The sequence below is a fragment of the Rhodococcus artemisiae genome (genome assembly GCF_036327795.1).
In the GTDB taxonomy this organism is placed as follows: Bacteria; Actinomycetota; Actinomycetes; order Mycobacteriales; family Mycobacteriaceae; genus Rhodococcus; species Rhodococcus artemisiae.
In genome coordinates this window covers 124,089-141,848 of sequence record NZ_JAUTXY010000002.1, presented here as the reverse complement: position 1 = coordinate 141,848, position 17,760 = coordinate 124,089, and the positions used below count along the sequence as shown (strand labels likewise).

Here is a 17,760-nt window from a genome sequence, read left to right as displayed (position 1 = left end):
GCCTTGCCACACTTCACCAAACCGGCCGCAGGCAGCTGGACCGAGAACTACCCAGACATCGGTACCGCCCCGGTCGACTACACCGACTCGATCGACCCCGCCTACTTCGAAGCCGAACGCGAAGCAATCTTCAAGCGCACCTGGCTCTACGTCGGCCGCGTCGAACAACTCCCCCGCGTCGGCAGCTACTTCACCAAAGAACTCCCCTCCGCCGGACCCGGCACCTCCCTGATCATCGTCAAAGGCAACGACAACAAAATCCGAGCCTTCCACAACGTCTGCCGCCACCGCGGCAACAAACTCGTCTGGAACGACTACCCCAACGAGGAAACCGCCGGCAGCTGCAAGCAATTCACCTGCAAGTACCACGCCTGGCGCTACAGCCTCGAAGGCGAACTCACCTTCGTCCAGCAAGAAGGCGAATTCTTCGACCTCGACAAGGCCGACTACGGCCTCAAGGACGTGCGCTGCGAAACGTGGGAAGGGTTCATCTACATCAACCTCGACCCGGCCGCCATCCCCCTGGTCGACTACCTCGGCACCTTCGCCAAGGGCCTCGAAGGCTACCCCTTCGGCGAAATGACCGAGGTCTACAGCTACCGCTCCGAAATCAACGCCAACTGGAAGCTGTTCATCGACGCCTTCGCCGAGTTCTACCACGCACCCATCCTGCACATGAAGCAGGCAGTCAAAGACGAAGCAGACAAGCTCGCCGGCTACGGCTACGAAGCCCTGCACTACGACCTGCAGCCCCCGCACTCGATGATCTCCTCCTGGGGCGGCATGGCACCGCCCAAGGACCTCAACATGGTCAAGCCCATCGAACGCGTCCTGCGCTCGGGCCTGTTCGGCCCCTGGGACCAACCCGACATCGACGGCCTCACCGACGACCAACTCCCCACAGCCCTGAACCCCACCGGATTCCACAGCTGGGGCCAGGACTCCTTCGAATTCTTCCCCAACATGACCCTGCTCATCTGGAAGCCGGGCTGGTACCTGACCTACGCCTACTGGCCCACCGCCGTCGACAAGCACATCTTCGAGGCCAGCCTCTACTTCGTGCCCCCGAAGAACGCCCGCGAGCGCCTCGCCCAGGAACTCGCCGCAGTGACCTTCAAGGAATACGCCCTCCAGGACGCCAACACCCTCGAAGCCACTCAAACGATGATCGGCACCCGCACGGTGACCGAATTCCCCCTCTGCGACCAGGAATTGCTCCTGCGCCACCTCCACAAAACCGTCGCAGACTACGTCAAGGAGCACCGCGATGCCTCTGCCAACTGACTTCGCCGACCTCGAGCCCTACATCGACTGGGACCTGGCCACCGAACCCGAGCGGTACGCCAAGCGCCTCGCCTCGACCATGCCGGAGATGCAGCAGTTCTACAACGCCGCCTTCCCCCGCCTCGAGGACGCCATCGCCTACTGCGACAAATTCGACCTCGACGACCTCCCCGACGACGCCCGCACCCTCATGCACCTGATGCAATCACTGGTCATGGTCTCCTTCCCCGTCGAAGTCTGGAAACAGCCCCGCGTCCCCGACAGCGGCGCCGCCTGGGCCGAAATCACCAAAGAACCGGTGGTGTGAGGTAGGCCGCCCGGTGAGAACAAGACCTGCGAGATAGCAATTGCACCCGCACAAGTCGTGCCCGTGCTCGAACGACAGCCGTCGTTCGAGCACGGCCACGACTGCATTTGCGGGCTCTACACTTATGACGCCAGTCATAGGATGCTGGACCCGTCGAGGGGAATCACCAAGATCAATTACATTGCGGGCTCTGTTTCCTTGTTTCAGCTCACAAGTCCGATATGTACGAAACATCCCTAGGTGAGCCCCTCGGGGGAGCGTGATTTGATGTGCGACGAGACTCGGCGTCGGCGCGGCACAGGCTGCGACCCGGGGCCGCGCTCGGCCACAGCCCGAAGCTTGTTTCTCGAGAGGAAATGATGACCGACATCGAGACGAAGAACTTCTTCACCGACCCTGAGTTCGTCGGCGACCCCAACCCGTACTACGACGCGATGCGCGCGAGCTGCCCCGTCAAGCGCGAGCCGCACATGAACGTCATGATGGTGACCGGATACGAGGAAGCAATCCAGGTCCTCAGCGATGAGAAGTCGTACTCCTCTTGCATCTCGGTGACCGGTCCGTTCTCGGGCTTCCCGCTCCCGGCCGAGAGCGACGACATCTCCGATCTGATCGAGGAGCACCGCCCTTCGCTGCCGATGAACGATCAGCTCCCCACGATGGACCCACCGCAGCACGCGGATCATCGCGGCCTGTTGATGCGCCTGATCACCCCCAAGCGCCTCAAGGAGAACGAAGAGTTCATCTACCGTCTGGCCGACAAGCTCCTCGACAACATCCTGGCCAAGGGTGAAGGCGACTACATCAGCGAATTCGCAGGTCCCTTCGCGATGCTCGTCATCGCCGACCTCCTCGGCGTCCCGGAGAGCGACCACGCGGAGTTCATTGCCGGCCTGAATCTGGCGACGGAAGGGGGCTTCTCACTCGGCAGCACCGAAGGCGAGACGCTGAAGCTGAACCCGCTCGAATTCCTCTACAAGAAGTTCGGCGAGTACATCGAGGATCGTCGTGCGAACCCCACGGACGACGTCCTGACGGGGCTCGCGACCGCGACATTCCCCGACGGCACGCTTCCCCCGGTCGATGATGTCCTCCGCATCGCGGCGAACGTCTTCTCCGCCGGACAGGAGACCACGGTACGACTGCTGAGCTCCGCGCTCCGGATCATCACCGAGAATCCCGAGATTCAGCAGGCCCTCCGCGACGACCCGGACAAGATCCCGAACTTCATCGAGGAGGCACTGCGGATGGAGAGCCCGATCAAGGGCGACTTCCGACTCTCCAAGACTCCGACCGAGGTCGGCGGTGTCGACGTTCCCGCGGGCACCATCCTCATGCTCCTGAACGGCGCGGCCAACCGCGACTCCCGGCAGTTCTCCGACCCGGAGGAATTCGACCTCGAGCGCCGCAATGCGCGTACCCACATCGCATTCGGCCGCGGTGTCCATGCGTGCCCCGGCGCACCTCTGGCCCGTACGGAGGGTCGGGTGGGTCTCCAGCGTCTCCTCGAGCGGACCACCAATATCGCGCTGTCCGAAGAGGTGCACGGCCCGGAGGGCGATCGCAAGTTCGACTACCTGCCGACCTTCATCCTTCGCGGTCTGCTGAACCTCAATCTGGAGTACACCGTCGCGGATGGCGACAACAAGGGAACCGTCGCGGAGGGTGACGCCAAGTGAAGGTCCACGTCGACGATGATGCGTGCCGTGGCCACGGCTTCTGCCTCGCGCTCTGCCCGGAGGTCTTCGAACTGAGCGACGGCGGCTACGCCGTGACGCTCGTGTCCGAGGTCCCGGCCGAGCACGAGGACAATGTTCGCGAAGCCGTTGCAAGCTGCCCCGAGCGCGCAATCTCGATCTCGTAGACCGACTCCACACCGAACGCCACGCCCGCCCTCACGGTTCCGACCGTGGGGGCGGGCGTTTGTCGTAGTGTGCGACAACGCAACTGCGCATCACCGCGTGGACGCACTTACCCATTCTCGAACCCCACTTCACACCGAGGAGCATCCATGCCCAAGGGATACGTCGTTCTGACCGAGGCCATCAGGGACCAGGACGGCATGGCCGCCTACAGCGCACTCTCGGGCCCGTCCATCGCACGGGCGGGCGCCGCCGTTCTTGCCGTTGCCGAGCCGCAGGTACTCGAGGGCGAATGGCACGGTCAGCGGACGGTCGTCCTGGAGTTCGAGTCCGTCGAGGCAGCGCGAAGGTGGTACGAGTCGGAGGAGTACCAGAAGGCACTGCCGCTGCGTCAGGCCGCTGCCGACTGCAATGCCGTCATTCTGGAGGGCTTCGAGATGCCGTTGCCCGGCAGGTGAACGCCGCACCGCCTCGATTATCGGCGTCGACCTGGGACTTCATCCTGGGTCGACGCCTTTTTCGTGTTCCGGGCACTGCGGCAATTGACGTCGATCGAGTTCTATGGAAACCTAATGTTCAACAGTGAGAGCGTCATTCTCACTAGAGAGAGTGCTCTCGAACGAAAGGTAGAGCCTTGCCACACTTCACCAAACCGGCCGCAGGCAGCTGGACCGAGAACTACCCAGACATCGGTACCGCCCCGGTCGACTACACCGACTCGATCGACCCCGCCTACTTCGAAGCCGAACGCGAAGCAATCTTCAAGCGCACCTGGCTCTACGTCGGCCGCGTCGAACAACTCCCCCGCGTCGGCAGCTACTTCACCAAAGAACTCCCCTCCGCCGGACCCGGCACCTCCCTGATCATCGTCAAAGGCAACGACAACAAAATCCGAGCCTTCCACAACGTCTGCCGCCACCGCGGCAACAAACTCGTCTGGAACGACTACCCCAACGAGGAAACCGCCGGCAGCTGCAAGCAATTCACCTGCAAGTACCACGCCTGGCGCTACAGCCTCGAAGGCGAACTCACCTTCGTCCAGCAAGAAGGCGAATTCTTCGACCTCGACAAGGCCGACTACGGCCTCAAGGACGTGCGCTGCGAAACGTGGGAAGGGTTCATCTACATCAACCTCGACCCGGCCGCCATCCCCCTGGTCGACTACCTCGGCACCTTCGCCAAGGGCCTCGAAGGCTACCCCTTCGGCGAAATGACCGAGGTCTACAGCTACCGCTCCGAAATCAACGCCAACTGGAAGCTGTTCATCGACGCCTTCGCCGAGTTCTACCACGCACCCATCCTGCACATGAAGCAGGCAGTCAAAGACGAAGCAGACAAGCTCGCCGGCTACGGCTACGAAGCCCTGCACTACGACCTGCAGCCCCCGCACTCGATGATCTCCTCCTGGGGCGGCATGGCACCGCCCAAGGACCTCAACATGGTCAAGCCCATCGAACGCGTCCTGCGCTCGGGCCTGTTCGGCCCCTGGGACCAACCCGACATCGACGGCCTCACCGACGACCAACTCCCCACAGCCCTGAACCCCACCGGATTCCACAGCTGGGGCCAGGACTCCTTCGAATTCTTCCCCAACATGACCCTGCTCATCTGGAAGCCGGGCTGGTACCTGACCTACGCCTACTGGCCCACCGCCGTCGACAAGCACATCTTCGAGGCCAGCCTCTACTTCGTGCCCCCGAAGAACGCCCGCGAGCGCCTCGCCCAGGAACTCGCCGCAGTGACCTTCAAGGAATACGCCCTCCAGGACGCCAACACCCTCGAAGCCACTCAAACGATGATCGGCACCCGCACGGTGACCGAATTCCCCCTCTGCGACCAGGAATTGCTCCTGCGCCACCTCCACAAAACCGTCGCAGACTACGTCAAGGAGCACCGCGATGCCTCTGCCAACTGACTTCGCCGACCTCGAGCCCTACATCGACTGGGACCTGGCCACCGAACCCGAGCGGTACGCCAAGCGCCTCGCCTCGACCATGCCGGAGATGCAGCAGTTCTACAACGCCGCCTTCCCCCGCCTCGAGGACGCCATCGCCTACTGCGACAAATTCGACCTCGACGACCTCCCCGACGACGCCCGCACCCTCATGCACCTGATGCAATCACTGGTCATGGTCTCCTTCCCCGTCGAAGTCTGGAAACAGCCCCGCGTCCCCGACAGCGGCGCCGCCTGGGCCGAAATCACCAAAGAACCGGTGGTGTAAGCGCATGCTGACGCTCAAGGCAGCCGGACTCCTCGATGTCGAGACCGGCGAGATCACCCGACCGGGCATCATCCACATCGACGGCGACCGTATTGCGGGCGTCGGCGGCGAACCGCAAGGGGAGGTCATCGATCTCGGTGACCAGATCCTCATGCCGGGTCTGATGGACATGGAGGTCAACCTGCTCATGGGTGGGCGCGGCGAAAAGCCCGTCTACTCCACGGTTCAGGACGATCCTCCGCTCCGCATGCTGCGTGCGGTGGGCAATTCCCGCCGCACGCTGCGTGCAGGCTTCACCACCGTGCGAAATCTGGGGCTGTTCGTCAAGACCGGTGGCTATCTGCTCGACGTCGCCCTCGGCAAGGCGATCGACGCCGGATGGGTCGACGGACCCCGCATCGTCCCCGCAGGTCACGCAATCACCCCGACCGGTGGCCACCTGGATCCGACGATGTTCGCGGCCTTCGCGCCCGGTGTCCTCGACCTGACCATCGAGGAAGGCATCGCCAACGGTGTCGACGAGGTCCGTAAGGCTGTCCGATACCAGATCAAGCACGGTGCCCAGCTCATCAAGGTCTGCGTCTCGGGTGGCGTGATGTCGATGACAGGATCGGCAGGTGCCCAACACTATTCCGACGAGGAACTGCGCGCGATCGTCGACGAGGCACACCGGCGCGGGCTGAAGGTCGCATCGCACACGCACGGCGCCGATGCGGTGCGCCACGCGGTCGAAGCCGGTATCGACTGCATCGAGCACGGCTTCCTCATCGACGACGACGCGATCGATCGCATGGTGGAGCAGGGCACCTGGCTGGTTCCCACCACCCGCCTGGCCGACGCAATGGACACCTCCCACGCCCCGCCCGAACTTCAGGCCAAGGCAGCCGAGATGTTCCCGAAGGCACGCACTTCTGTGCTCGCGGCGTACAAGGCCGGTGTCAAGATCGCGGTCGGCACCGACGCTCCGGCAATTCCGCACGGCAAGAACGCCGACGAGATCGTCGCTCTCGTCGACCGGGGACTTCCCCCGCTGGCGGTCATTCAGGCCGCGACCATCAACGCAGCCGAGCTGATCGGGGTCGACGATCGCGGCCGCCTCGCAGAGGGACTACTCGCCGACATCATCGCAGTTCCGGGTGATCCCACCGAAGACATCACCGTCACGCAGGACGTGCGGTTCGTGATGAAAGGCGGAAAGGTCTATGTCAACAAGTGACCTCGTCGAGATCAATCAGCTCCTCGCACGCTACGCCGTGAACATGACCAAGGGCGAGGTGGACGGCGTCGTCGACGTGTTCACGCCCGACGGCACCTACAGTGCCTTCGGCGACGTGTTCACGCTCGACCAGTTCCCCGAACTGGTCGCTGCGGCTCCCCAGGGCCTGTTCCTCGTGGGTACTGCGCTGATCGAGCTCGACGGCGACACCGCGACCGGCACGCAACCGCTGTGCTTCGTCGAACATTCCGCACACGACATGCGCATCGGGTACTACAACGACACCTACCTCCGGACCGAGGCCGGGTGGCGCCTGAAGACCCGGAAGATGACGTTCATCCGCCGCAGCGGCGTGCACGACTCGGGAATCCCGCACGCTTTCGAGGCACCGACGGCATGAATATCACCGGGGCGCCTGAAGCGACCGGGAGTGTCGAGGCGAGCGAAGCGACGGGGAATGTCCAGGCGAGCGAAGCGACGGGAGGTATCGCGGAGTTCAGGACAGCGGTTCGCGCCTGGCTCGACGAGAACGATCTCACGCCCGGACCCGACCTCACGTTCGACGAACACGTCGAGCAGCTGGGTCGGGTCCGGCGCGCTCTCTACGACGCCGGATGGATGCGCTACGGGTGGCCGGCCGAGGTCGGAGGCCTCGGCGGACCGGCAATGCTGCGAGCGGTACTCGGCGAGGAGGTCGCGACACGCGACCTTGCCGAGCCGGGGATCTACTCGATGATCGAGGTACTCGCGCCCACCATGATCAAGTACGCGAGCCCCGAGTTGGCAGCCGAGATGGTGCCGCGCCTGCTCGACGGCAGCGAGCAGTGGTGCCAGGGCTTCTCCGAGCCCGGCTCCGGCAGCGATCTGGCGTCGCTGTCGACCCGCGCCGAACAGCGCGGCGACCGGTGGGTGATCAACGGGCAGAAGGTGTGGACCTCGCTCGCGCAGTTCGCAACCCGATGCGTGCTCCTCACCCGCACCGGCCCCGGACACGACGGCATCACCGCCTTCTTCCTCGACATGGACACCCCGGGCATCACTGTCCGACCCCTGACGACGATGCACGACCGCGAGGAATTCTGCGAGGTCTACTTCGACGATGTCGTGGTGCCGGCCGATCGGATGCTGGGGAATCCCGGAGACGGCTGGAAACTCGCGATGGATCTGCTGCCGCACGAGCGTTCGTCGTGCTTCTGGCACCGGATCGCGTACCTCTTCACGCGTCTCGATCAGGTTGCTGCCGTCTCGGATCCGGCCGACGATCGAGAGCTCGGCGACGCCTACCTCGCGCTGCATACGGTGCGGAGCCGCTCGTACGGCACACAGAAGCGCCTCCAGGCCGGTCTGCCGCTGGGCCCGGAGACATCGGTCGACAAGGTTCTGCTGGCGACTGCGGAGCAGCAACTGTTCGACACAGCGCGCGATCTGATTCCGGGCAGCATCGAGCTACTCGACAGCGAGCTTCGGACCGAGTTCCTGTATTCGCGGGCCGCGTCGATCTACGGCGGTACCGCGGAGATCCAGCGCAACATCATCGCCCGCCGTCTACTGCAACTGGGGAAAGAGTGATGACCACGAACGACACTGCACCGGCGGTCGATTCGGAATTGACACTCCTCGAGGACGCACTCCGCAAGACCATGGAGACCCACTCGGGTGTCACACTCGACTCGGCGCTCGTCGAACTCGGCTGGCACGACATGCTCAGTGAGATGCCCGATGTCGCGATCCCCCTGGTGTTCAGACTGCTGGGCGAAACCGGCGCACACGCACCCGTGCTCAACGACGTAATTCTGACGGAGGCCGGGGCCGAACCGGGAGGTACGGTTCCGCTCCCGTACTCGGGGGGCTCGTGGCTCGTGTGGCATCGCACCCAGCGGAGCACCGAGGCGCTCGGCGGGGACTGCATCGCCGAGGCGCTCGGCGGGGACCGCATCGTCGAGGCGCTCGGCGGGGACCGCATCGTCGAGGCGCTCGACAAGGAACTCACCGTCGAGGTGATCGAATCCGGGAATCCGGTGCCGGTCGCTGCGGGTCGTCGTGCCCTCGGCTGGTGGCTGGTGGGAACGAGCCGCACCATGCTGGATCTCGCCCGGACCCACGCGCTGAATCGCACGCAGTTCGGCAAGCCCATCTCCGGCTTTCAGGCGGTGCGCCACAAGCTCGCCGAGACATACGTGGCCATCGAGGGGGCCGAAGCGGCGCTCCTCGTGGCGAACGACGACTTCAGTTCACTACTGGCCAAGGCCGCAGCCGGCAAGGCGGCGGTGACCGCTGCGCGGCATTGCCAGCAGGTGCTCGGCGGTATCGGGTTCACCGACGAACACGATCTGCATCGCCACGTCCGTCGCGGACTGTTCCTGGACGGATTGCTCGGCAGCTCCAAGGAATTGACACGAGAGGCCGGGGCAGCCATCCGCGCGTCCGGGTCGGCGCCGCGCATCGCCAACCTGTAGGCGAGCACCCGTACGAGTAGAGCCACCGTCGGCGACGGTGGCTCTACTCGTTCGTCCTTCAGGTTCTACGACTGCCCCTCGGGCTCTACGACTGCAATACCGCCGCACCGTTCTTGGACGGATCGGGATGATTCGAGAACCAGAGGTTCTCCTCCACGACCTTTCGGCTCTTCCATCCGTCGGCTGTGCGCACGACCTCGTGGTGGTAGTTGCCGCCGCAGTACGTCAAACCGTCGACACCCGGAAGCTGCATCGGGTTGTAGAACATCGCTGAGACATTCGCCGTGTCGTCATCGACGAACGCGATCTCGATGTTGGTGACGAAGTGCTGGGTCATGGGGCACCGGTCGAGCCCGCGACTCAGCATCGCGATCACCTGGTCGCGCGCGCCCGCCGGGTAACCGACCGACGAATAGTCGAGATGGGCGTCCTCGGTGAAGACCGTCGCCAGCGCTTCCCAGTTCTTCGTGTCGACCGAGGTCGCGTACTTGTACAGCAGATCGGCGATGTCGAGCCGGTCTTGGAGTCGCTGCAATGTCATTCTGGTCCTCACTTCTCGATGTCGGATCTGACGAATGTTCCCACCTCGCACGCGGGCGGCCCGGCAACCCTACCTTGCGCGAATCATCACTCTCCTATGGCGAAATTGTATTCTTGACAATAAGAATATTCTTTCCAAATTCCAGATTCTGCGAGACAATCGCTACATGACGACATTGGATTCACTGCACGACCTCACAGGGAAGACCGCCATCGTCACAGGCGGCTCGCGGGGAATCGGCAGGGCGATCGCCCAGATACTCGCCGAGGCCGGCGCCGACGTGGTCATAGCCTCCCGCAAACTCGACAGCTGCGAACTCGCCGCGAAGGAGATCGAAGCATCCACCGGTCGTCGCGCACTCGCCGTCGCCTGTCATGTGGGCAACTGGGACGACTGCGACGCGCTGGTCGACCGCACCCTCGAACACTTCGGCCGCCTCGACATCCTCGTGAACAACGCCGGAATGTCACCGCTGTACGAGAACCTCGAATCGATCACCGAAGACTTGTACGACAAGACGTTCAACGTCAATCTCAAGGGACCGTTCCGCCTCGCCGTACGCTCGGGCGCACACATGGTCGCCAACGGCGGCGGCTCGATCATCAACGTCGGTACGGCAGGCTCCCTCACCGCCAGCGTGCGCGAGCTCCCCTATGCATGCGCCAAGTCGGGCCTCAATGCCCTGACCGTGGGCCTTGCCGACGCCTACGCACCCACCGTGCGCGTCAATGCGATCCTGCCCGGCCCCTTCAGGACCGACCTGTCGAAGGCATGGGCACCGCCGGAAGACGAAGAGGCCCAGTTCGTCCCACTCAAGCGGATGGGCCGCCCCGAGGAGGTAGCACCGCTCGCACTGCACCTCGCCAGTGCCGCTTCGAGTTTCACGACGGGTGCGATCATCCGCGTGGACGGCGGGATCACGAAAAAGGTTTGAGCCAGAGGATAATCCACACAATTCGAGAGGGTTTCATGCCGGATTCAGTGGAACTTGCAGACAAGGTCGCCATCGTCACAGGAGCCGGCGGCGGGATCGGCCGTACCTACTCCCGAGGCCTCGCCGAGGCGGGCGCCGCAGTGGTCGTAGCCGACATCGATCTCGACACCGCAACCGCAACAGCCGACGAATTGAAGGCCGACGGGCATCGGGCACTTGCCGTCCGCGTGGATGTGCGGGACGAGAAGAGCACGTCGGACATGGCCGCCGTAGTTGCCGCCGAGTTCGGCTCAGTGGACATACTCGTCAACAACGCCGGCCTGATGGCGGAGGTCGTCGGCAAGGGCGGTCTCACGTCGATGCCTCTGAACCTGTGGAGCAACACGCTCGCGGTCAACCTCACCGGCCCGCTCCTGTGCACCCGTGCGGTAGTCCCTTACATGAAGGAACGCGGTTACGGGAAGATCGTCAACCAGTCGTCCAGCGGTGCATTCATGGCCGCCCAGGCCTACGGAATCACCAAACTCGGTCTCGTGAGCATGACGGTGTCGCTGTCACGGGAACTGGCGCCGTTCGGGATCCGCGTCAACGCCATCGCGCCGGGCATGGTGAACACCGAAGCGGGCGACATCGCGTCGCCACCCGAGCTGAAGGAGATGGTGAAACACTCGATCCCCTTCCCGTTCGGTGAGCCGGAGGAGCTGATTCCCGGTCTTCTGTACCTGGTTTCGTCCGGTAGCGATTGGGTGACGGGACACACGTTGAACATCGACGGCGGCTGGGTCGTCCGAGTCTGAGTTCATATCTTCCTCCGGGAACGACAAAGGAGCACAATGAAGCACTACCTGATGGTCGAAGCCCACCCGTCCCATCCCGACCGCGTCGACGAGTTCAACGAGTGGTACGAAACCACACACATCCGCGAAGTTGTCGCGCTCGACGGCTTTCTCAATGCCACCCGTCTGGCACCTGCCGATGAGTCCGGCGGTTCGTACGTAACCCTCTACGAGATCGAAGGTGATCCGAAGGAGGCGCTACACAATGTTCATGCGGCAGCCGCGGCGAAACAGTTCGACATGTCGGATTCACTGAGCTTCGGCCCGGTCCCGAAGATGCGCATCATGCAAGTGTACTCGGAGTACGTCAAACCCCAGTGACCCGCACACGATTCGGGCGCCTCCAACAGTAGTGGAGGCGCCCGATTCATACGTGCTACTTGATATTCTGCTTCATTTCATCGAGCTTCATGAGCACCGGCCACCCGCCGACACTCAGTGCGTTGCCGTGTCCGGTCTGGTGCACGTCGAACACCGACTGGATGGCCGCGTAGAAGCCCTGGATGTCGAGCGTCTGATTGACCGCCCGCTTGGCCTGCCGCAGACCGAACGGCGGCATCTTCGCGATCTGCTCGGCGAGCGCACGCGTCTCGGTGTCGAGCTGGTCGCGCGGCACCACTTTGTTGACCATGCCGGTCTTCTCGGCCTCCTCGGCCGTGACCGGCCGTCCGGTGAACAGGATCTCCTTGGCCTTCCTCGGCCCGAGTTCCCAGGTGTGGCCGTGGTATTCGACGCCACCGATTCCCATCATGACGACCGGATCGGAGAACTTGGCATCCTCGGACGCGATGATCAGGTCGCACGGCCAGCACAGCAGCAGGCCACCGGCGATGCAGCGCCCCTGCACCGCAGCTATCGACGGCTTGGGGATGTTGCGCCAGCGCATCGAGTACTCGAGGTAGCGACGCGACTCGGTGGTGTAGATCATCTCGAGCGTGATCTTGTCGGGCACCGGGCCCCCACCGCCGGTCATGTCGTGACCCGCGGAGAAGTGCTTGCCTTCCGCACGCAACACGATCACCGACACGTCCGGGTCGTCGCCCGCACGGACCCATGCCGCATCGAGTTCATCGAGCAGAGCCGCGTTCTGAGCGTTCGCGGCATCCGGCCGATTCAACGTGATCGTGGCGATCCTGTCCGCTACCTCGTAGAGAATGTACAAGTTGCGCTCCTCAGCCGCGTGGTAGCCCGAGCACTCGCTGGGCGACGATGTTCCGTTGGATCTCCGATGTACCGCCCGCGATGGTGCCGGCGAAACTGCGGGCGAAGCGTTCGAACCAGCTCGATGTGAAGTTGTCGAGGTTCCACGGCGTGTACGCCGCAGTCGACGCAGGGTGCACGAGCCCTTCAGCGCCCTCTGCATCGAGTGCGTGCTCGACCGAGCGTTGAATCGCCTCGGATCCGAGCAGTTTCAGGACCGACAGGGAAGCGACATCCTGCTCGCCGCGCGACTCACGCGCGAGAGCCGCGGACCCGAGCAGGCGCAGCGCCTGCAGGTCCATCACCAGTGTTGCGTACCGGTCGCGATCGATGACCGTGCGTGGCTCGAAGTCCACGACGAGATCTTCCAATCTGTCCGCGAAGCTGAGCCACAGCAGAGTGCGCTCGTGTCCGAGCGAACCGTTGGCGACGGTCCAGCCCTGGTTGAGCTCGCCGATGAGGTTCTCCGCCGGTACCCGGACGTCTTCGAAGAACACCTCGTTGAAATCGCGATCGTCCTTGTCGGCGATGGACGCGAACGGGCGACGGACCACACCCGGCGTGTCGGTGGGGATCAGCAGCACGCTGATGCCCTTGTGCTTGGGCGCATCCGGATCGGTCCGGACGAAGGTGAGCAGAACATCGGCGTGGTGAGCGCCGGATGTCCACACCTTCTGACCGTTGACGACGAAGTGGTCGCCATCTGGGACGGCACGGGTGCGGAGCCCCGCGAGGTCGGAGCCCGCACCGGGTTCGCTCATACCCAGGGCGGCGGTGATCTCTGCGCGAAGGATGCGCGCGGCCCACTTCTGCTTCTGTTCCTCGGTTCCGAAGGAAAGGATCGACGCCGCGATGATGCCGAGGCCCTGAGGATTGAAGCTGTGGTAGATCCGGCGCTTGGACAACTCTTCGAGGTGAACGGCCTGCTGGATCAACGTGGCGTTGCGGCCACCGAACTCTGGCGGATTTCCCGGAAGCAACCAGCCGTTGTCGAATTGGAGTCGCTGCCAGCGACGAGCCCATTCGGGCACGTCGGCACTCGAGGTGGAGCGTTCCGTGGCGTCGGCCTCGTCGGGCAGGTTCGCTTCGAGGAAAGCCACGAACTCGGCGCGGAACGCCTCGACGTCGTCGTCATACGAGAGTTGCACGGTACTCCTCGGTGATCAGTGCCCGATGCTCGGCAGCGCCACCGAGCAGATGCTCACAGGCGCGGGCACGTTTGAGCGCGAACTGCAGATCGTTCTCCCAGGTGAAGCCCATGGCACCGAACAACTGCAATCCGTGGCGGAAGACGAGCGATTGGCATTCACCCGCCGCGGCCTTCGCCATCGAGGCGGCGAGGTTCCTGCGCGGATCGTCCTCGGCGATGGTGAGCGCCGCGAAGTACGCCAGTGCGCGGGCACGTTCGATCGCGATGTGCATGTCGGTGGCCTTGTGCTGGACGGCCTGGAACGACCCGATCGTGACGCCGAACTGCTGCCGGTTCTTCACATGGTCGAGCGCGAGATCGAGAACCCGTTGGCACGCACCGACAGTCGTGAGCGCAAGACCAGCGAGTGCGAGGTGACGCGCCCGGACCGGATCGACGTCGGAGCGAGGGTCGCCCTCGACCCTGACCTGCTCGAAACGCACCTCTGCTATGTGCAGGGCGGGGTCGAAGACCGGACTGCGGGTCGCGGTCGCCTTGTCGGCGGTGACGACGAAAACGCCCGCGTCGGTGACCACGGCCAGCAGGTCGGCGCGATCGCCGTCGAGGACCTGCGCAGCGGTGCCATGGAGGACCCAGCCGTCGGCGTCGCGATGCGCATGGACGCCGCTGTACACCGCGGCACCGGTTTGGTCGGGCTCGGCTACACCGGGCGCGAGCTGCGCGAATTGCGTCATCGTCGCGAGATAGGGCGTGGGATCCGTGGCCCGTCCCAATTCCTCCAGGACGATCCCGAGTTCGACAGCAGCTTCGGGCTCCGTGAGCTCGGTCCAGCCGAGCCCCACGAAGACTTTCCACAGCGGCCCTGGATCTGCGCCGTTGTCGACGATATTGCGGATCAGCGTGGACGGACATTCCTTCGCCGTGACGTCACGGACGGTGTCCTGCCACAGTCGCTGATCGGAGTCGAACTCGAAAAGCATTCCGACATACCTCTCTGACAGAGCTGCGGTGCACAGCAACATGAGAATATCATTCTCTATACGAGAAAGTAATGGTCTCATTCAACGCATCTGACTCTCGGGTAACCTTGCGGAACCGAACGCGTTCTCCGGTACAGTGCTCACATGTTTGCCTCACGCAACGATGGGCAGTGCGCGCAGTGACCGGCCCGAGCGAAGAACCCGCATGGAAGCAGCGCGCCGTCGAGCGGTCCATCCGCACCGCGAAGCTGCGGGCCGAGCAACGCGTGCAGCGCTTCCTCGACGCTGCCCAGGCCATCATCACCGAGAAGGGCAGTACCGACTTCACCGTGCAGGAGGTCGTCGATCGCTCGAAGCAGTCACTGCGTAGCTTCTACCTGCAGTTCGACGGTAAACACGAGTTGCTGCTCGCGCTGTTCGAGGACGCCCTCGGCCGGTCTGCCGATCAGATCCGCGCGGCCGCGGCCGGCGAGGACGACCCGATGGATCAACTTCGCGTGGCAGTCGAGTTGCTGTTCGAATCGTCGCGCCCCGACCCCGTTGCACAGCGCCCCCTGTTCACCGATTTCGCCCCTCAGCTACTGCTCACGCACCCAGCCGAGGTCAAGGTGGCACACGCGTCCATGCTGGCACTGTTCACCGAACTCATGGAGAAGGTCGCAGCATCGGGTCGATTACGCAGCGATTTCAACGCGCGACGCGCCGCAGCGATGACCATGCAGACCGTGATGTTCATCGCTCAGTCCAGCGGCGACGCCGACGCCACCGCACGCCCGATCACCGCCGACGAGGTATGGACATTCTGCTCCCATGGATTCGCTACCAAATAGGAAGAATGCTGTTCTCATTTGAGAGTGGGTCATTTACACTCGGCATGTGACCGAGCTTTGGAATGACCTCCTGACGTGTCTCGACCTCACTCCGGCAGCCGATTCGGCCCCCGATCCCGCTGACGCCCGAACCGGCAATGTGGTTCTCGAAGGCGCAAACCAGCGCCTCGAGTACCACCGGCTCTTCGGTGGGCAACTCCTCGGACAGTTCGTCCGCGCAGCTCAACTGACGTGCCCGGAGAAGTCCATCAAGTCGCTGCACACGGTGTTCGCCCGGGAAGGCCGCGCCGACGAGCCGGTCCGTTACGAGGTGACACGCCAGCACGAAGGCCGGTCGTTCGGCACCCTGACCATCGTCGCGCGCCAGACCAAGGGGGTGCTGGCCACCGCATCGGTATCCATGCATGCCCCGGAGAACGGCCCCGAGCGGCAGTCCTTCCCGCCTGTCCCGTCGCTGCTCCCCGAGGAGAGCCGGGTCGACTTCTCCCTCATACCCTGGGAGACCCGCGCATCCTCGGATCTCAACGATCTCGGAACGGCCGCACCAGAATTCGACATGTGGATGCGCACGCCCACCGTGGACGAAGCACTGGCGCCCGCGCTCACCTCCTACGCGACCGATCTCCACCTCATCGGTACCGCGCTTCTCGCCGTCGATGGCTACTGCCAGACAGGGAACGGCACGGCCTTCACGTCGGCGGTGACCTCGCACAATCTCTGGTTCCACCGGCCGTTCCGCACCGAGGACTGGCTTCTGTTGCGCCACAGGAGCCCTCTCATCGCCAATGGTCGCTGCTTCGGCCGCGGCGATGTCTTCACCGAACAGGGCGACCTCGTCGCCTCCTTCGCCCAGGAAGCACTCCTGCGGCTCCCCGCCGAGGTGGTCTGACATGTCCCAGAAGCAATTACGCGTCGTCCAGTGGGCCACCGGAAATATCGGCACCCGCGCACTCCGGGCGGTGATCGACCATCCCGACCTCACGCTGGCCGGGTTGTATGTCCACAGCGACGCCAAGGAAGGCCTCGACGCCGGCGCACTGTGCGATCGGGACGCGGTGGGCGTGAAAGCAACCCGCAGCATCGACGAGATCATGAATCTCGGTGCGGATTGCGTTCTCTACATGCCACTGCAGTTCGATCTCGACGAGGTCTGCCGGATCCTCGCATCCGGCGCGAACATCGTCACCACCCGAGGCGAGTTCCACCACCCACCGAGCATGCCCACCGCGATCCGCGACGCCGTCGAAGCGGCATGCGCTACGGGCGGCACCTCCGTCCACAGCACGGGGAGCAGCCCCGGGTTCATCAGCGAGGCAGTGCCTCTGGTGTTGAGTTCGATCCAGCGCAGGCTCGACCATCTCGCGATCGACGAATACGCCGATCTGTCGCAGCGGGACTCACCCGGAATCCTCTTCGAGGTCATGGGCTTCGGCCAGTCCCTCGCCGAGTTCGCACAGGCGCGACTCGACCATGTGAAGGCCAACTTCGGTCCGTCACTCCAAGTGCTCGCCGACGCCCTCGGCCTGCCCTTCGACTCCGTCGAGGCCAGTGGTGAATTGGCTGCTGCCCGGAGCGACGTCACGATCGCGGCGGGCACGATTCCCTCCGGAACGGTGGCAGCACAGCGCATCACGATCTCAGGCATGCGCGACGGTCGCGAACTGATGCGTTTTCGGCCCACGTGGTACTGCACCACCGATATCGATGCCGACTGGGACCTACATGCGACCGGCTGGCACATCTCGATCGACGGGGACGCCCCGCTCGACATCGAGATGCGCTTCCCGTTCCCCCTCGAGCGAATGAGCGAGCTGTCGCCGAACTACACGGCCAATCGCGCGGTCAACGCGGTGCATGCGGTGTACTCGGCCGCACCGGGTATCCGCACCAGCCTCGACCTGCCCCTGATCGTTCCGGTCCTGAGCTGAGCGCCGGCCGCCCG

The 17,760-nt window shown here is 64.0% G+C and carries 21 protein-coding genes; 17 read left to right on the top strand and 4 right to left on the bottom strand.

The features are described 5' to 3' along the window. The first annotated feature begins 3 nt into the window (after window positions 1-3). From Q7514_RS04935 to Q7514_RS04885, 11 genes are all read left to right on the top strand, one after another. The gene (locus Q7514_RS04935) at window positions 4-1,284 is read left to right on the top strand and encodes an aromatic ring-hydroxylating oxygenase subunit alpha (RefSeq protein ID WP_330132140.1); all 1,281 of its coding nucleotides are present in this window, start codon (window positions 4-6) and stop codon (window positions 1,282-1,284) included. Continuing rightward, complete coding sequence (locus tag Q7514_RS04930; RefSeq protein WP_330132139.1) at window positions 1,268-1,591, top strand: hypothetical protein; 324 nt, start codon at window positions 1,268-1,270, stop codon at window positions 1,589-1,591. Before Q7514_RS04935 ends, Q7514_RS04930 begins: the two co-directional genes overlap by 17 nt. A gap of 356 nt (window positions 1,592-1,947) precedes the next feature. Continuing rightward, a complete protein-coding gene (locus Q7514_RS04925) occupies window positions 1,948-3,270 on the top strand; it encodes a cytochrome P450 (RefSeq protein ID WP_408016036.1) in 1,323 nt (440 codons plus the stop codon). Then, complete coding sequence (locus tag Q7514_RS04920; protein ID WP_054720334.1) at window positions 3,267-3,455, top strand: ferredoxin; 189 nt, start codon at window positions 3,267-3,269, stop codon at window positions 3,453-3,455. The genes Q7514_RS04925 and Q7514_RS04920 overlap by 4 nt, the downstream gene beginning before the upstream one ends. Before the next feature lie 147 nt (window positions 3,456-3,602). After that, entirely contained in the window at window positions 3,603-3,911 is a 309-nt protein-coding gene (locus tag Q7514_RS04915) for a DUF1330 domain-containing protein (protein WP_330132141.1), read from the top strand. Between the two features lie 176 nt (window positions 3,912-4,087). Beyond that, a complete protein-coding gene (locus Q7514_RS04910; protein WP_330132140.1) occupies window positions 4,088-5,368 on the top strand; it encodes an aromatic ring-hydroxylating oxygenase subunit alpha in 1,281 nt (426 codons plus the stop codon). Then, window positions 5,352-5,675, top strand: a complete 324-nt coding sequence (locus tag Q7514_RS04905; protein ID WP_330132139.1) for a hypothetical protein — start codon at window positions 5,352-5,354, stop codon at window positions 5,673-5,675. Before Q7514_RS04910 ends, Q7514_RS04905 begins: the two co-directional genes overlap by 17 nt. A gap of 4 nt (window positions 5,676-5,679) precedes the next feature. Continuing rightward, window positions 5,680-6,891, top strand: a complete 1,212-nt coding sequence (locus tag Q7514_RS04900) for a metal-dependent hydrolase family protein (RefSeq protein ID WP_330132138.1) — start codon at window positions 5,680-5,682, stop codon at window positions 6,889-6,891. Further along, window positions 6,878-7,291: a nuclear transport factor 2 family protein gene (locus tag Q7514_RS04895; RefSeq protein WP_330132137.1), complete on the top strand. Its 414-nt coding sequence runs from the start codon at window positions 6,878-6,880 to the stop codon at window positions 7,289-7,291. The genes Q7514_RS04900 and Q7514_RS04895 overlap by 14 nt, the downstream gene beginning before the upstream one ends. After that, window positions 7,288-8,460: an acyl-CoA dehydrogenase family protein gene (locus Q7514_RS04890; protein ID WP_330132136.1), complete on the top strand. Its 1,173-nt coding sequence runs from the start codon at window positions 7,288-7,290 to the stop codon at window positions 8,458-8,460. The genes Q7514_RS04895 and Q7514_RS04890 overlap by 4 nt, the downstream gene beginning before the upstream one ends. Next, window positions 8,460-9,347 carry an acyl-CoA dehydrogenase family protein gene (locus Q7514_RS04885; protein WP_330132135.1) on the top strand — a complete coding sequence of 296 codons (888 nt, stop codon included), beginning with the start codon at window positions 8,460-8,462 and terminating at the stop codon, window positions 9,345-9,347. Before Q7514_RS04890 ends, Q7514_RS04885 begins: the two co-directional genes overlap by 1 nt. Window positions 9,348-9,432: 85 nt before the next feature. Here the strand turns inward: Q7514_RS04885 and Q7514_RS04880 are convergent, their stop codons facing one another. Then, window positions 9,433-9,888, bottom strand: a complete 456-nt coding sequence (locus tag Q7514_RS04880; protein WP_330132134.1) for a nuclear transport factor 2 family protein — start codon at window positions 9,886-9,888, stop codon at window positions 9,433-9,435. 166 nt (window positions 9,889-10,054) lie between these two features. Here Q7514_RS04880 and Q7514_RS04875 point away from each other — a divergent pair, with 166 nt between their 5' ends. The 3 genes from Q7514_RS04875 to Q7514_RS04865 are packed head-to-tail and all read left to right on the top strand — an operon-like array spanning window position 10,055 to window position 11,979. After that, window positions 10,055-10,822 carry an SDR family NAD(P)-dependent oxidoreductase gene (locus Q7514_RS04875; protein ID WP_330132133.1) on the top strand — a complete coding sequence of 256 codons (768 nt, stop codon included), beginning with the start codon at window positions 10,055-10,057 and terminating at the stop codon, window positions 10,820-10,822. Window positions 10,823-10,857: 35 nt separating this feature from the next. Further along, window positions 10,858-11,619 carry an SDR family oxidoreductase gene (locus Q7514_RS04870; RefSeq protein WP_330132132.1) on the top strand — a complete coding sequence of 254 codons (762 nt, stop codon included), beginning with the start codon at window positions 10,858-10,860 and terminating at the stop codon, window positions 11,617-11,619. Window positions 11,620-11,655: 36 nt separating this feature from the next. Continuing rightward, window positions 11,656-11,979, top strand: a complete 324-nt coding sequence (locus tag Q7514_RS04865) for a hypothetical protein (RefSeq protein WP_330132131.1) — start codon at window positions 11,656-11,658, stop codon at window positions 11,977-11,979. Window positions 11,980-12,034: 55 nt separating this feature from the next. On the opposite strand, the gene Q7514_RS04860 is transcribed toward Q7514_RS04865, so the two are convergent. The 3 genes from Q7514_RS04860 to Q7514_RS04850 are packed head-to-tail and all read right to left on the bottom strand — an operon-like array spanning window position 12,035 to window position 14,988. Next, on the bottom strand, window positions 12,035-12,820 hold the full coding sequence (locus tag Q7514_RS04860) for an enoyl-CoA hydratase (protein ID WP_330132130.1): 786 nt from the start codon (window positions 12,818-12,820) through the stop codon (window positions 12,035-12,037). A 10-nt stretch (window positions 12,821-12,830) separates the two neighbouring features. Continuing rightward, on the bottom strand, window positions 12,831-14,006 hold the full coding sequence (locus Q7514_RS04855; protein WP_330132129.1) for an acyl-CoA dehydrogenase family protein: 1,176 nt from the start codon (window positions 14,004-14,006) through the stop codon (window positions 12,831-12,833). Then, window positions 13,990-14,988, bottom strand: coding sequence for an acyl-CoA dehydrogenase family protein (locus Q7514_RS04850; RefSeq protein ID WP_330132128.1), 999 nt, complete (start codon window positions 14,986-14,988; stop codon window positions 13,990-13,992). The genes Q7514_RS04855 and Q7514_RS04850 overlap by 17 nt, the downstream gene beginning before the upstream one ends. A 179-nt stretch (window positions 14,989-15,167) precedes the next feature. On the opposite strand from Q7514_RS04850, the gene Q7514_RS04845 reads away from it, so the two are divergent. From Q7514_RS04845 to Q7514_RS04835, 3 genes are read left to right on the top strand one after another with little or no spacing between them, the layout of a single operon-like run. Continuing rightward, the gene (locus Q7514_RS04845) at window positions 15,168-15,818 is read left to right on the top strand and encodes a TetR/AcrR family transcriptional regulator (RefSeq protein WP_330132636.1); all 651 of its coding nucleotides are present in this window, start codon (window positions 15,168-15,170) and stop codon (window positions 15,816-15,818) included. A gap of 46 nt (window positions 15,819-15,864) precedes the next feature. Next, the gene (locus tag Q7514_RS04840) at window positions 15,865-16,707 is read left to right on the top strand and encodes an acyl-CoA thioesterase (RefSeq protein WP_330132127.1); all 843 of its coding nucleotides are present in this window, start codon (window positions 15,865-15,867) and stop codon (window positions 16,705-16,707) included. 1 nt (window position 16,708) lies between these two features. After that, window positions 16,709-17,746: an NAD(P)H-dependent amine dehydrogenase family protein gene (locus tag Q7514_RS04835; protein ID WP_330132126.1), complete on the top strand. Its 1,038-nt coding sequence runs from the start codon at window positions 16,709-16,711 to the stop codon at window positions 17,744-17,746. The last annotated feature ends 14 nt before the right edge of the window (window positions 17,747-17,760 follow it).

Excerpts from the sequence above, each read along its gene's own strand:
- Q7514_RS04930 (WP_330132139.1), top strand. The coding sequence starts at position 1,268 with ATGCCTCTGCCAACTGACTTCGCCGACCTCGAGCCCTACATCGACTGG.
- Q7514_RS04925 (WP_408016036.1), top strand. The coding sequence starts at position 1,948 with ATGATGACCGACATCGAGACGAAGAACTTCTTCACCGACCCTGAGTTC.
- Q7514_RS04915 (WP_330132141.1), top strand. The coding sequence starts at position 3,603 with ATGCCCAAGGGATACGTCGTTCTGACCGAGGCCATCAGGGACCAGGAC.
- Q7514_RS04905 (WP_330132139.1), top strand. The coding sequence starts at position 5,352 with ATGCCTCTGCCAACTGACTTCGCCGACCTCGAGCCCTACATCGACTGG.
- Q7514_RS04900 (WP_330132138.1), top strand. The coding sequence starts at position 5,680 with ATGCTGACGCTCAAGGCAGCCGGACTCCTCGATGTCGAGACCGGCGAG.
- Q7514_RS04895 (WP_330132137.1), top strand. The coding sequence starts at position 6,878 with ATGTCAACAAGTGACCTCGTCGAGATCAATCAGCTCCTCGCACGCTAC.
- Q7514_RS04890 (WP_330132136.1), top strand. The coding sequence starts at position 7,288 with ATGAATATCACCGGGGCGCCTGAAGCGACCGGGAGTGTCGAGGCGAGC.
- Q7514_RS04885 (WP_330132135.1), top strand. The coding sequence starts at position 8,460 with ATGACCACGAACGACACTGCACCGGCGGTCGATTCGGAATTGACACTC.
- Q7514_RS04880 (WP_330132134.1), bottom strand. The coding sequence starts at position 9,888 with ATGACATTGCAGCGACTCCAAGACCGGCTCGACATCGCCGATCTGCTG.
- Q7514_RS04875 (WP_330132133.1), top strand. The coding sequence starts at position 10,055 with ATGACGACATTGGATTCACTGCACGACCTCACAGGGAAGACCGCCATC.
- Q7514_RS04870 (WP_330132132.1), top strand. The coding sequence starts at position 10,858 with ATGCCGGATTCAGTGGAACTTGCAGACAAGGTCGCCATCGTCACAGGA.
- Q7514_RS04865 (WP_330132131.1), top strand. The coding sequence starts at position 11,656 with ATGAAGCACTACCTGATGGTCGAAGCCCACCCGTCCCATCCCGACCGC.
- Q7514_RS04850 (WP_330132128.1), bottom strand. The coding sequence starts at position 14,988 with ATGCTTTTCGAGTTCGACTCCGATCAGCGACTGTGGCAGGACACCGTC.
- Q7514_RS04835 (WP_330132126.1), top strand. The coding sequence starts at position 16,709 with ATGTCCCAGAAGCAATTACGCGTCGTCCAGTGGGCCACCGGAAATATC.